The following is a 13,509-nucleotide window of genomic DNA, read 5'->3' on the forward strand; positions in this document are numbered from 1 at the left end:
CCCCCATGTCCTCGACAACCTCCACGCCCTCGCCGGCCGCCGCGCCCGCGACACGCTTCGCCGTGCCCGGCCGGATCGCGGTGAGCAACCGGGCCGCGGCCACCTGGCAGCGCGCCACCCTCACCGAGGTCCGCCGGGAGACGCCGTACGCGTCGACCTTCCGGTTCGCCGTGCCCGCGTGGGCGGGGCATCTGCCCGGCCAGCATCTGATGCTCCGGCTGCGGGCCGAGGACGGTTACGTCGCCCAGCGGCACTACTCGATCGCCTCGCCCCCCGACGACGACGGACACGTCGAACTCACCCTCGACCACGTCGACGGCGGGGAGGTGTCCGGCTGGTTCCACACCGTGGCCAAGCCCGGCGACGAGGTCGAGCTGCGCGGACCGCTCAGCGGGTTCTTCGCCTGGCCCGGCGACCGGCCCGCCCTGCTGATCGGCGCGGGCTCCGGTGTCGTACCGCTGATGTCGATGGTCCGCCACCACCGTGCGCGGAACCTGACGGTGCCCCTGCGGCTGCTGGTGTCGGCCCGCGGCCCCGAGGAGCTGATCTACGCGTCGGAGTACGGACCCGAGACGACCACGGTGTTCACGCGCAGCGCCCCGGAAGGTGTGGCCGTGGGCCGTGTGGCGGCCGCACATGTGGCGCGCCTCCTGGCAGACGCGCCCGATGGTGGGTGGGAAGCCTATGTGTGCGGCTCGAACGGGTTCGCCGAGCATGCCTCGCGGCTGCTGGTGGACGCGGGCCAGCCGGTGGACCGTATCCGGATCGAACGCTTCGGCTGACCGCCCCGAAGCCCGCATCACACGTGTCTTTACACGACACATGTCTTCACGCCTGTCTTTGCGCGTGTCTTTGCGTCTTCCGTCCTTGTCAGCCGGACCAGGTCCACTCGGCGACCTCGGGCAGGTCGGTGCCGTGTTCGCGGATCCAGGCCTCGTGGCGGGTGTGCACGTCGGCCATCCGCTGGCGTACGGCGGCGGCGCGCACGGCGAGGCCCGGGACGCGGTCGATGACGTCCATGACGAGGCGGTACCGGTCGAGGCGGTTGCGGACGACCATGTCGAAGGGGGTCGTGGTGGTGCCCGACTCCTGGTAGCCGCGCACATGGAGGTTGGCGTGGCCGGTGCGCCGGTAGGCCAGCCGGTGAATCAGCCAGGGATAGCCGTGGTAGGCGAAGATCACCGGCTTGTCCGCGGTGAAGAGGGCGTCGTACTCGGAGTCGGCCATCCCGTGCGGGTGCTCGCCCTGCGGCATCAGCCGGGCGATGTCGACGACGTTGACGACCCGGACCGCCAGGTCGGGCAGGTGGGTGCGCAACAGGGAGGCGGCGGCCAGGACTTCCTGGGTGGGTACGTCTCCGGCGCAGGCCAGCACCACGTCCGGTTCGCGGTTGCCGTTCTCCGTGCCGGCCCACTCCCAGATGCCCGCGCCCCGCGCGCAGTGGGCGCGGGCCTGCTCCATGGACAGCCAGTCGAAGCAGGGCTGCTTCCCGGCGACGATCACGTTCACGTGGTCGCGGCTGCGCAGGGCGTGGTCGGCCACGGACAGCAGGGTGTTGGCGTCCGGCGGCAGATAGACCCGTACGACCTCCGGACTCTTGTTGAGGACGTGGTCGACGAAGCCCGGGTCCTGGTGGGAGAAGCCGTTGTGGTCCTGGCGCCAGACGTGCGAGGTCAGCAGGTAGTTGAGGGAGGCGAGCGGCGCCCGCCACGGCAGCTCCCGCGAGGTCTTGAGCCACTTGATGTGCTGGTTGACCATGGAGTCGACGATGTGCACGAACGCCTCGTACGACGAGAACAGACCGTGCCGTCCGGTGAGGAGGTAGCCCTCAAGCCAGCCCTGGCAGAGGTGTTCGGACAGGACCTCCACCACGCGGCCGTCGCGGGCGAGGTGTTCGTCGGTGTCGAGGGTCTCGGCCTGCCAGGCCTTGCCGGTCGCCTCGTACAGCGCGCCCAGGCGGTTCGACTCGGTCTCGTCGGGGCCCACGACACGGAAGTTGCGCTGTCCGGCCGTGTCGGCCATGACGCGGGCGAGCATGCCGCCGAGGACCCGGGTGGGCTCGTGGGTGCTCGCGCCGGGCTTGTCCACGGGGACGGCGAAGTCGTCCAGGTCCGGCAAGGGCAGCGAGGTCAGCAGCAGGCCGCCGTTGGTGTGCGGGTTGGCGCCGAGACGGCGGGGACCGTCGGGCACGCCGTCGAGGACGAGGCGGGTGGGGCGCCCCTCGGCGTCGAAGAGTTCCTCGGGCCGGTACGAGCGCAGCCAGGCCTCCAGCTGACGCAGGTGCTCGGGGTTCTCGCGGACACCGGAGAGCGGGACCTGGTGGGAGCGCCAGGTGCCCTCGACCGGCTCGCCGTCGACCTCGGCCGGGCCGGTCCAGCCCTTCGGGGTCCGCAGGACGATCACGGGCCAGCGGGGACGACCGCTCGCCGCGCCCTCGCTCGTGCCGCCGCGGCCCCTGCCGCTCCGGGCCTTGCCGCTCCGAGCCCCACCGCTCTGCGCCTTGCCGCCCTGGCCGGCCCTTCCGTCGCGGGCCTCCCGCTGGATCTCGGCGATACGGTCCAGCGCCTGGTCCATCGCCTTCGCCAGGTCCCGGTGGACGCGTCGGGGGTCGTCGCCGGACACATGGATGGGGTCGTGCCCGTAGCCGCGCAGGAGTTCGTCGAGTTCGGCGCGCGGCAGACGGGCGAGCACGGTGGGGTTGGCGATCTTGTAGCCGTTGAGGTGCAGGACGGGCAGGACGGCGCCGTCGTGCACCGGGTCGAGGAACTTGTTGGAGTGCCAGGAGCCGGCGAGGGGTCCCGTCTCGGCCTCGCCGTCCCCGATCACACAGGTGACCAGGAGATCCGGGTTGTCGAAGGCGGCCCCGTAGGCGTGGGCGAGCGAGTAGCCCAGCTCGCCGCCCTCGTGGAGGGAGCCCGGGGTCTCGGGGGCGACATGGCTGGGGACTCCGCCGGGAAAGGAGAACTGCCGGAAGAGGCGTTCCATGCCGGCGGCGTCCCGGGTGATGTCCGGGTACGTCTGGGTGTAGCTGCCTTCGAGCCAGGAGTTCGCGAGGACCGCGGGGCCGCCGTGGCCCGGCCCCCACACACAGATCGTGTCGAGGTCGCGCTCGGCGATGACACGGTTGAGGTGGGTGTGCACCAGGTTGAGGCCGGGCGAGGTGCCCCAGTGCCCGAGCAGCCGTGGCTTGATGTGCTCGGGCTTCAGGGGCTCGGTCAGCAGCGGGTTGGCGAGCAGGTAGATCTGACCGACGGCCAGGTAGTTCGCGGCACGCCAGTGCGCGTCGAGCGCCGCCATGCGGTCCTTGGCCATGGTGAGGGACTCCTGTCAGAGGATTACGGGGGTTGCGGGGGGGGTCCGGCGGTCGCGCTGGTTGCGAGGGGGTGGGACGCGGGTTCCACACGGGGCGCCGATCAGTCGTGGAGGGACGGGTTGTTCGGCCGTTCGTGTCAGTGGCCCCCCGTGGGCGATGGCCGCCGTGTCCGGTGACGGGCCCCGCTACGGGCGCCTACGTGACGTTCGCACCGGCCGCCGGGCGGACGGGAGTGGCGAACCGGCCCCTGGGAGGGTCCGTTCGGCCCGCACGGGGCACACGCACGGTGTACGGCGGTGGCTCGGGCGGCGCGGCACGGTCACGGGTGCTGAGGAGGCGGACATGCGGACGCGGGAACAGCGGGCGAGCGAGAAGCGGGCGCGGGTGATCGGGCGGCGCTGGCGGCACAATCCGCTGTGCCGCCGTACCGACGTGGTGGAGGCCTGGACCGCGCTGGTCGTCTCCGTGGTGCTGTGGGCCGGTGCGCCGCTGGCCGGGCTGGCGGCGGGCTGGTGGGCGTACGACGGGGCGCGGTCCACTGCGGCGGAGCAGCGGGCCGAACGCCACCGGGTCCTCGCGGTGATCGTCGGGGGGTCGCACGCCTCCGCGCCCACCGGCGAAGGGGACCGGCGGCCGGTGAAGCGGGTGAGCGTCCGCTGGACGGAGCCGGGCGAGCGGGCGCGTACGGCGGAGACCCGGGTGCCCGCCGGAGCCGGGGTCGGCGACCCCACGTACATCTGGCTGGACCGGCATGACCGGATCGTGCCCGCCCCGACGAGCGGCACGGTGGTCTGGCAGCACGCGCTGGCGGTGGGCGCCTGCGCCGCGGGGGTGGCCGCGGCCGGCGTACTGGCCCTGCACGCCCTGATACGCCGGGTCGCCGCACGCCGTCGGCTGGCCGAGTGGGAACGGGAGTGGGCCCGTACGGGGCCCGAGTGGGCGCGGGACCGGACCTGACGGACGGGACGGGACGGGCCGAACGGCGGCGGGAGCGGCGGGCCGGGCGGACGGGACGAACGGCGTCAAGGGCGGCAGGCCGGGCGGCGGCAGGAGCGGCCCGTCCGTCCACGACGGCCGGGCCCACCAGCCCCGGAACGGGACCTGTCGGCCCCTGTCGGGACCGGTTGGTCCCTGTTCCGGGAGGCCGGCGCCCGGGACCCTGGAGGTGTCCCGACGCGATGTCCGCGGCATTCCGGAAAGCGGCACACCAGAAAGGGGACCCGCATGCTCGCAACCTCCACTCCCCGACTGTCCGAGGCCCTGCCCGCCGAGCAGACGCACCGCCTGATGCGGCTCGCGCGGGAGGTGTCGTTCGCACCGGGCACACGCATCTTCGAGGAAGGAGGGCGGGCCGACCACTTCTGGATCGTGCGCACCGGAACCGTAGCCCTCGACCTGCGCGTTCCCGGCCGCAGCTCCCCCGTCATCGACACCCTCGGCCACGGTGAACTCATCGGCTGGTCGTGGCTGTTCCCGCCCTATGTGTGGCAGTTGGGCGCTCAGGCGCTGTCGCCGGTCGAGGCGTACGAGCTGGACGCCTCGACCGTACGTCTGATGTGCCACTCCGACCCCGCCCTCGGCACGGCGGTCGGGCAGTGGGTCGGACGGGTGCTCGCCCGGCGCCTGCACGCCGCGCGCACGCGACTGCTCGACCTGTACGGCCCTCATGGCGGCGGCGCTCCGCGCTGAGCCCCCGAAGGGGACCGTTCGGCCCTGTCGGCGTCCCGTCCGGTGCGCGACGCTCGGTCGGGACAGCCCAGCCACCCAGGGAGTTGTGGTCATGGCCGAACGCCAGAACGTGCCCGGCAGCGCACCGGTCCGGATCTTCCTTCTCGACGACCACGAGGTCGTACGCCGGGGACTGCACGATCTGCTGGACGCCGAGCCCGACATGGAGGTCGTCGGGGAGGCCGCCACCGGCGCGCAGGCGCTGGTACGCGGGCCGGCGCTGCGGCCCGACGTGGCGATCCTGGACGTCCGGCTCCCCGACAGCGACGGCATCACCGTCTGCCGCGAACTGCGGTCCCTGATGCCCGGGGTGGCCTGTCTGATGCTGACGTCCTTCGATGACGACGACGCGCTGCTGGACGCGATCATGGCGGGGGCGGCCGGTTACGTCCTCAAGCAGATCAAGGGATCCGACCTGATCTCGGCGGTCCGCACGGTCGGGGCGGGGCAGTCGATGCTCGACCCGGCGACCACCGGCCGGCTCATGAACACCCTGAGGGCCCCGGCGGGCGATGCCCCGGCCCCGGACGACGCACGGCCGGCGGGCCTCTCGGAGCGCGAGCGCGAGTTCCTCGTCCTGATCGGCGAGGGGCTCACCAACCGGCAGATCGGCCAACGGCTCTACCTCTCCGAGAAGACCGTCAAGAACGGCATCTCCCGGCTGCTGGCCAAGCTGGGCGTGGAACGGCGCATCCAGGCGGCGGTGCTCGCGGCGCGGCTGCCGCCCCCTGGCCGGAAGGGCGCACGGTGAGGCCGGAGCACGTGTCCGCCAAGTGGCACCGGGCGTTCACGGAGCCTCGGACGCCCGATGGGTGTCCGGCGGCGCCCGGTGGGTTTCCAGCGGCACCCGCCACGTCAGCGTCGTACCGCTGCCGCCGGCCGGCACGTCACTCCCGTCCATGACGTCACGCCCGCTCCCGGCGTCGCCTCCTCCGTCACTCCCCTGACTGCTCGTCAGCAGCAGTTCGCCGCCCCGGCGTCGGGCCCGTTCCGCGAGGTTGCGCAGGCCGCTGCGGCGGCCGTCGCCGTCGGTGGGCATTCCCGTGCCGTCGTCGGTGACGGTGAGCGCGAGGTGGCCGTCGCGCACGACGAGGGCGACGTCCACCGCGGTGGCCTTCGCGTGCCGGGCGATGTTGGTCAGTGCCTCGCCCACCACGGCCACGGCGTCCTCGGCGACATCACCGGGTACGTCGACGTCGAGCAGCCCCTCCATGCGCAGGGACGGTGTGAAGCCGAGGACCGCCGCCGCCTCCTCCAGGGCGCGCACGACGCGGACACGCAGTCCCACGGCCGCCGTCTCGTGGGCGCGCAGGCCGAAGATCGTGGACCTGATGATCTTGATGGTGGTGTCGAGGTCGTCGACGGCCCGGCCCAGCCGCTCGGCGGCCTGCGGATGCTGGACGAAACGCTGTGCGCTCTGCAGGGTCATGCCCGTCGCGAACAGCCGCTGGATCGCGAGGTCGTGCAGATCGCGGGCGATGCGGTCGCGGTCCTCCAGCAGGCTCATCTGCTCGGCGTCGCGGCGCCGGTCCGCCAGCTCCATGGCGAGCGCGGCCTGCCCCGCGAAGTTGAGGAGCGACATGGTCTCCCGCTCGTTGAACGGCGGCCGGCCCGCGCCACGGGCCAGCATCAGGACGCCGCGCAGTCCGTCGTTCGTTCCCAGCGGCACGGCCACGGCGGGGCCGAGTCCGTCCCAGCGGTCGGGCCCGTAGGTGATCCTCGTGTCCTTGCGGACGTCCGTCGTGGTGACGAGGGTGCCCGCGGTGAGCGCGGCGCCCGCGAAGGTCCCCTCCCGTGGCAGCAGCAGGCCCAGATGGGTCTCGGCCTGCCGGCCGCGTGCCAGCGCTCCGCGCAGGTCGCCGGTGCCCTCCACGATCAGGTCGACGACGCCGAGGTCGGCCGCGGTGATCTCCCGGGCGCGTTCCAGCATCACTTCGAGGACCTGTTCCTGGGGCACGTTCGAGAGCAGTTCGCTGGTGATCTCCGCGCCGGCCGCCAGCCAGCGCTCCCGTAGTCTGACCTGTTCGTAGAGGCGGGCGTTCTCGATGGCCACGCCGGCCGCCACGGCCAGCGTCGACAGGACGGCCTCGTCCTCCGGGTCGAACTCCCCGCCGCCGCGCTTCTCGGTGAGGTAGAGGTTGCCGAAGACCGTGTCGCGGACGCTGATCGGTACGCCGAGAAAGGTGTGCATCGGCGGGTGGTGGGGCGGGAAGCCTGCGGACGCCGGGTGTCCGGACAGTTCGGCGAGCCGCAGCGGTTCGGGGTGCCGGATGAGTTCGCCGAGCAGGCCGTGTCCTGACGGCAGTTCGCCGATCAGTGCCCACTGCTCGTCGCTGATGCCCACGGGCACGAACTGGTCGAGCTGTCGCTGCTGCCCGATGACGCCGAGGGCGCCGTACTCCGCGTCGACCAGGACGATCGCGGACTCGACGATCCGGCGCAGCACCTGTGCGAGGTCCAGTTCGCGGCCCACGGACAGGACGGCTTCGAGGAGTCCCTGGAGCCGGTCCCGGGTGCCGCGGACGGTTTCGATACGCCCCTGGAGCTCGTCGAGCAGTTCGTCGAGGCGCAGCTTCGGCACCTGTTCCCGTGCGGCTCGGCCGCCTCCTTCACGGCCGCCTCCTTCACGGGCGCCTTCTCCGCGGGCGGCCTCACCGTGGCCGCCCTCACCGTTCCCGTGTCCGCCCCCGCCCATGCGTCCCTCCACATCGGGAACCGACGGGACGTCGTCCCCCGGTCTCTCACCGTAACCGGTGAACGACGCGGTGGCATCGCGCAGTTGGGCCACTCGTGGCGGGGCCGCCGGTGGGCGCCGGGGCCGTCCGTGGACATGGCCTGGCGGCCTTCGGGCACCACCCGTACGGTGTGGATCATCCGCACCCTCATCCGTAGCAAAGGCGGTCCTCCATGGCCTTGTTCGACCTCCCTCTCGATCAGCTGCGGGAGTATCGCAGCGCGTCCGTGGAGCCCGAGGACTTCGACGCCTTCTGGGGAAAGACGCTGGCGGAGGCGCGCGAGCACGACCTGGCCGCACGCTTCGAGCCGGTCGAGACGCATCTGCGGAACGTCACGGTGCACGACGTCACGTTCGCCGGGTTCGGCGGGCACCCGGTACGGGGCTGGCTGGTCCTTCCTGCCGGGGCGGACACGCCGCTGCCCGCGGTCGTGGAGTTCATCGGGTACGGCGGAGGACGCGGCCTCTCCCATACGCATCTGCTGTGGGCGTCGGCCGGGTTCGCGCACTTCGTGATGGACACGCGGGGGCAGGGCGGCGCGTGGGGCGGTGGCGGTGACACGCCCGATCCGGTGGGCAGCGTGCCCGCGTATCCCGGGTTCATGACGCGGGGCATCGACGCTCCCGAGAACTACTACTACCGGCGGGTGTTCACCGACGGGGTGCGGGCCGTGGAAGCCGCGCGCTCGCATCCGCTGGTCGACGCCTCGCGGACCGCGGTCGTCGGTACGAGTCAGGGTGGCGGTGTCTCGATCGCGGTGGGCGGGCTGGTGCCGGACCTGGTGGCGGTCGCGCCCGATGTGCCGTTCCTGTGCGACTACCCGCGCGCGACGAGGCTGACGGACCGGGATCCGTACCGGGAGATCGGGAACTACCTGAAGACGCACCGCGGGCGGACCGAGTCGGTGCTGCGGACGCTGTCGTACTTCGACGGGGTGCACTTCGCTGTGCGGGGGCGGGCGCCCGCGTTGTTCTCCGCGGCGCTGGAGGATCAGACGTGTCCGCCGTCGACGGTGTTCGCCGCGTTCAACGCGTGGGGGCATGTCGACAAGGGGATCGAGGTGTACGACTTCAACGACCACGAGGGCGGGGGGCCTTACCAGGAGGCGGTCAAGTTGGCTTGGCTGCCGGCGTATTTCTGAGCGGCTGTTCGTTGTCCGATGTCTGCGGGTTCGCTGTGGCTGGTCGCGCAGTATCCCGCGCCCCTTGGGGGGCTGTCTGTACCGGGGCTTTCATGCTGTCCGACCAGTCGGTATGTTGCAGGGAGGCCGGTGGACGACGGAGGAGCCATGGTGCAGGTTCAGGGACACTGCGATGCGCGTTTCGAGGGTGTGCGCAGCGCGTTCGAAGAGAATTTTCGGGACCGGGCCGAGCTCGGTGCGGCCGTGAGCGTCACCCTGGGTGGCGAGGTCGTCGTGGATCTCTGGGGCGGCTGGGCCGACGCGGGCGGCACGCGTGCCTGGGGACGGGACACGGTCGTCAACGTGTGGTCGACCTCCAAGGGGCCGACCGCCCTGTGCGCGCACATCCTGGCCGACCGCGGGCTGCTCGACCTCGACGCCCCGGTGGCCGCGTACTGGCCGGAGTTCGCGGCGGCGGGCAAGGAGTCGGTGCTCGTACGGCATCTGCTGTCCCACCGGGCGGGGCTCGCCGGGCTGCGCGAACCGCACTCGCTGGAGCAGCTCTTCGACTGGGAGCTGACCACGAAGCGGCTCGCGGCGACGGAACCCTGGTGGGAGCCGGGGACGGCGTCGGGCTATCACGCGCTCACCTACGGCTTCCTGGTCGGTGAAGTGGTGCGCCGCGTCTCGGGGTTGCTCCCGGGCGCGTTCCTTCGGCGGGAGGTGACCGGGCCCCTCGGCATCGACTTCAGCATCGGGCTGCCGGAGGAGGAGGCCGGGCGCGCGGCCGAACTGGTGCGTCCCCCGGCCGCCGAGCCCAGCGAACAAGCGGCGATCTTCAGCCAGTTGGCGCCGGTGGCACTGGCCGCCCTGACGAACCCGGCGGCGGGTGCGCCCGAGGCCAACACGGCGGCCTGGCGGGCCGCGGAGATCCCGGCCGCCAACGGGCACGGCACGGCCCGTGCGGTCGCCGCGCTGTATGGCATCTTCGCCGGCCGGGGCTCGTACGGGACCCACCGTGTCCTGTCCCCCGAGGCCGCCGAGCGGGTCCGGGAGGGACAGGGCGCCGGTCGTGACCTGGTGCTCGGCCATGGCCTCGGAAGCGGGACGGAGATCGGCCTCGGCCTCTGGCTGAGCGGATCCAATCAGTCCTACGGCCCCAATCCCCGGGCGTTCGGACACGACGGTTTCGGCGGTTCCTGTGGTCTGGCCGACCCGGAGGCGGGTGTCTCACTGGGATACGTCATGAACCGTATGGGCCCGAACATCGCCGACGACCCGCGCAAGACGGCACTCGTCGACGCCCTCTACAGCGCGCTCCAGGGGCGGGGCCGGACGGACTGAAACCGGCCGATCCTCCGGGACGCACTTCCTGCATGGTTTAGACCAATGCTAGAGATGGTCGCTCACGAGGAACCGCGTCCTCCGGCCCCATGACCAGGGCAGCGGGAGCGCGGGTCCACCGCCCGCACGGCTACGTCTTGTCACAAGGGGAGCGCGGACATGGCCCGCAGCACCACGCACGATGACCCTCAGCCGCTGTACGCGCGGATCGCCTCGGAGCTGCTCGGGGCCCTGCGCGACGGATCCGTTCCGCCCGGCGAACGGCTGCCGGGCGAGCGGCAGTTGGCAGCGCAGTTCGGAGCAAGCCGGGAGACGGTCCGGCAGGCCCTGGACATCCTTCGCCGGGACGGCCTGGTCTCCACCGACCGGCGCGGCACCCATGCGAAGCTGCCCGGCCTGCCGGTCGGGCATCTCCCGTCGCTCGGCTTCCCGCTCGGCGCCGACACGACCCCCTCCCGCGCCGTCGACCGGGCCACCGTGAACTGGGAGACTCCCCCGCCGGACCATGCGGCGGCGCTGGGTCTGGCCCCGTGGCGGCCGACCCTGGTGCACCGCTACGAGTCCGCCGCACCGGACGGGCACGGGCGGCGGACCGCGGTGACGTCGTTCTCGGCGGTCGCGCTCGCGGAGGTCGAGGAACTCGCCCGCTACCGCGACCGCGCCGACGGCAGGTCGTCGGCACAGCTGCGGCGCGTGTACGACTGGATGCGCCGGGCGGGGCTGACCCTGCACCACCGCGACTCCATCACCGGGCCCGGCGACGCGGCCTCGGTACGGGTGACACGGCAGGTGCACGACCAGTACGCCCGGCCCCTGGAGATCACCGACCTGGTGGTGAACGCCGAGCAGGACGCACTGGTCTACGAGTTCACGCTCCCGGCCGTCGCCGAGCCGCACGGGACGTGACGGCCGGCCGGAGAGCTGCGCGGGGGCTCCGGCCGGCCGGTGCGCCCGTCAGCGGGAGCCCAGCGGGGGCGGTCAGCGGGAGCCAGGAGCGCCCACCGCCTCGCGGTGCTCGTCCTCCTGTCCGGCCGGGGCGCGCTGCGGCAGCTTGGCGCCCTCGATGTCCACGTCGGGCGTGACCCGGTCGAGCCAGCCGGGCAGACCCCAGGCGCGGCGGCCGATGAGGGCCATGACGGCCGGGACGAGGGTCATCCGGACCACGAACGCGTCGACGAAGACGCCGAAGGACAGCGCGAAACCGATGGACTTGATGATCGGGTCGTGGTTGAAGACGAAGCCGCCGAAGACCGCGACCATGATCAGCGCGGCGGCGCTGACCACCCGGCCGCTGCGCGCCACTCCGTGCACGATGGCCTCGGAGGCGCTGCCCGTCCGCTCGTAGTGCTCGCGCATCCGGCTGACCAGGAAGACCTCGTAGTCCATGGCCAGCCCGAAGAGGACGCCGATGAGCAGGACGGGGAGGAAGCTGGTGACGGGTCCGGCGGACGGGATGTCGAGAACGCCGTTCAGGTGACCGTTCTGGAAGACCCATACGGTGGCGCCGAGGGACGCGGCGACCGACAGCAGGAATCCGAGGGCGGCCTTGAGCGGGACCAGCAGGGACCGGAAGGCGATGGTCAGCAGGATCAGCGCGAGGATCACGATGATGGCGATGAACAGCGGCAGGGCGTCGGACAGTTTGCCCGCGACGTCGATGGCCGCGGCGGTGGCGCCCGCGATGTAGAGGGTGCCGCCCGCCTTGTCGATGCTGGGCGCGTTGTCCCGCAACCGGTGCACCAGGTCGGTGGTGGCCTGGGCGTCCGGGCCGGTCTTCGGCACGACCGCGACGACCGCGAGGCTGGAGTCCGGGTTGGTCACCGGCTTGGCGACGGCGGCCACTCCGGGGTCACCGGCCAGGCTCGTACGCAGCCGGGTGAGCGTGTCGGTGCGGTCGGCGGCCGGGATGCCGCTGGTGTCGACGACGGCGGTCACGGTCGCGTTGAAGCCGACGCCGAAGCCCTCGCTCAGCAGGTCGTAGCTCTTGTGCTGGGTGCTCTCGACGGGCTGGGAGGCGTATCCGGGCAGGCCCAGGCGCAGGTCGCGGGCGGGCAGGGCGAGCGCGAGGAGGCCGACCACACCCACCAGGAGGACGATCACGGGCTTGCCGGTGACGAGCCGGGCCCAGCCCAGGGCCCAGGAGCCGGCGGCGCGCTCGGAGCGGCGGGGGCGCGGACGCAGCCGCTCACCGAACATGCCCAGCACCGCGGGCACCAGGCTGATGGCGATGAGCACGGCGAGCAGGACCGTCACGGCGGCGGCCAGACCCATGATCGTGAGGAACGGGATGCCGGTGACCGCCAGCGCGGAGAGCGCGATGATCACGGTCGCTCCGGCGAAGACGACCGCGCCGCCCGCGGTGGCCACGGCCCGTGCGATGGAGTCCTCGACGTCCATGTCGGGGTCGGCGAGCTGTTCGCGGTGGCGGGAGAGGATGAACAGGGCGTAGTCGATGCCCACCGCCAGGCCGATCATGAGGGCGAGCACGGTGGCGGTGCTGGTCATCTCCACGAAGCGGGAGACGAACTGGACGCCCAGCACGCCGATCGCGACCCCCACGACGGCGGTCAGCAGCGGGAGCCCGGCCGCGATCAGTGAGCCGAGCGCCAGGGCCAGGACGGCGAAGGCGATGACGACGCCCACGATCTCCGCCGGGCCGCCGACCTCGGTCTGCGGCTGCATCGCCGAGCCGCCGAACTCGACTTCGAGCCCGGCGTCCCGGGCCTGCTCCATCGCGTCCGACAGGGCGTCCTTGGACGTCTGGGGCACGCTGTCGGCCGCCTGGCGGAACATCACGTCGGAGTAGCCGATGCGCCCGTCCCGCGAGACCGTGCCGGTCCCGGCCGGGTCGGAGACGTTCACGACGCCGGGCACCCCGGCGGCCTTCTTCAGGCTCGCGGTGAGGGCCGCGTCGGCCTTGGAGTCACCGAGCGTGTCTCCCTCGGGGGCGGCGAACACGACCCGGGCCACCCCGCCGGCGGCGGCCGGGAACTCCTCCTTCAGCAGTTCCTGGGCCTTCTGGGACTCGATCCCCGGCACCGAGAACTCGGTGCTCACCTTGCCGTGCAGGGTGATCCCGAGACCTCCGACCACGGCGAGCAGCAGCAGCCAGACGGCCAGGACCCGGCCGCGACGGCGTACCGCCCATCGTCCCCAGGTGTACAGGCGTGACGCCATGACGCGTCTTCCTCCCTCTCCCCGCGGCCCCCGGTCGGACCGCGACATCTCTACACCCTAAAGCATTTTTACAGTCGGATGTAAATTAACCA

General features: G+C 72.4%; 10 protein-coding genes. 7 read left to right on the forward strand and 3 right to left on the reverse strand.

Annotated features, from left to right (window positions below; genetic code table 11):
* The first annotated feature begins 5 nt into the window (after positions 1-5).
* Entirely contained in the window at positions 6-782 is a 777-nt protein-coding gene (locus tag C6Y14_RS25395) for a ferredoxin reductase (protein WP_107019129.1), read from the forward strand.
* 88 nt (positions 783-870) lie between these two features.
* Here C6Y14_RS25395 and C6Y14_RS25400 read toward each other — a convergent pair whose 3' ends face one another.
* Positions 871-3,312, reverse strand: a complete 2,442-nt coding sequence (locus C6Y14_RS25400; RefSeq protein ID WP_107019130.1) for a phosphoketolase family protein — start codon at positions 3,310-3,312, stop codon at positions 871-873.
* Positions 3,313-3,655: 343 nt separating this feature from the next.
* Here C6Y14_RS25400 and C6Y14_RS25405 point away from each other — a divergent pair, with 343 nt between their 5' ends.
* The 3 genes from C6Y14_RS25405 (at position 3,656) to C6Y14_RS25415 (ending at position 5,792) form a co-directional block, all read left to right on the forward strand.
* A complete protein-coding gene (locus C6Y14_RS25405) occupies positions 3,656-4,270 on the forward strand; it encodes an Rv1733c family protein (RefSeq protein WP_107019131.1) in 615 nt (204 codons plus the stop codon).
* Between the two features lie 267 nt (positions 4,271-4,537).
* Positions 4,538-5,002, forward strand: a complete 465-nt coding sequence (locus tag C6Y14_RS25410; protein ID WP_107019132.1) for a Crp/Fnr family transcriptional regulator — start codon at positions 4,538-4,540, stop codon at positions 5,000-5,002.
* A gap of 91 nt (positions 5,003-5,093) precedes the next feature.
* Positions 5,094-5,792 carry a response regulator gene (locus C6Y14_RS25415; RefSeq protein ID WP_107019133.1) on the forward strand — a complete coding sequence of 233 codons (699 nt, stop codon included), beginning with the start codon at positions 5,094-5,096 and terminating at the stop codon, positions 5,790-5,792.
* 36 nt (positions 5,793-5,828) lie between these two features.
* Here C6Y14_RS25415 and C6Y14_RS25420 read toward each other — a convergent pair whose 3' ends face one another.
* Positions 5,829-7,736 (reverse strand): sensor histidine kinase, encoded by a 1,908-nt coding sequence (locus C6Y14_RS25420; RefSeq protein ID WP_107019245.1) that lies wholly within the window; start codon positions 7,734-7,736, stop codon positions 5,829-5,831.
* Positions 7,737-7,948: 212 nt separating this feature from the next.
* Between C6Y14_RS25420 and C6Y14_RS25425 the strand changes: the two genes are divergently transcribed.
* From C6Y14_RS25425 to C6Y14_RS25435, 3 genes are all read left to right on the forward strand, one after another.
* Positions 7,949-8,917 (forward strand): acetylxylan esterase, encoded by a 969-nt coding sequence (locus C6Y14_RS25425; protein ID WP_107019134.1) that lies wholly within the window; start codon positions 7,949-7,951, stop codon positions 8,915-8,917.
* Between the two features lie 147 nt (positions 8,918-9,064).
* Complete coding sequence (locus C6Y14_RS25430; protein WP_107019135.1) at positions 9,065-10,240, forward strand: serine hydrolase domain-containing protein; 1,176 nt, start codon at positions 9,065-9,067, stop codon at positions 10,238-10,240.
* Positions 10,241-10,399: 159 nt separating this feature from the next.
* Entirely contained in the window at positions 10,400-11,146 is a 747-nt protein-coding gene (locus tag C6Y14_RS25435) for a GntR family transcriptional regulator (protein ID WP_107019136.1), read from the forward strand.
* A gap of 72 nt (positions 11,147-11,218) precedes the next feature.
* Here the strand turns inward: C6Y14_RS25435 and C6Y14_RS25440 are convergent, their stop codons facing one another.
* Positions 11,219-13,417, reverse strand: a complete 2,199-nt coding sequence (locus C6Y14_RS25440; RefSeq protein WP_107019137.1) for an MMPL family transporter — start codon at positions 13,415-13,417, stop codon at positions 11,219-11,221.
* Between the last annotated feature and the right edge of the window lie 92 nt (positions 13,418-13,509).

Source organism: Streptomyces dioscori, from assembly GCF_003024195.1.
GTDB lineage: Bacteria > Actinomycetota > Actinomycetes > Streptomycetales > Streptomycetaceae > Streptomyces > Streptomyces dioscori.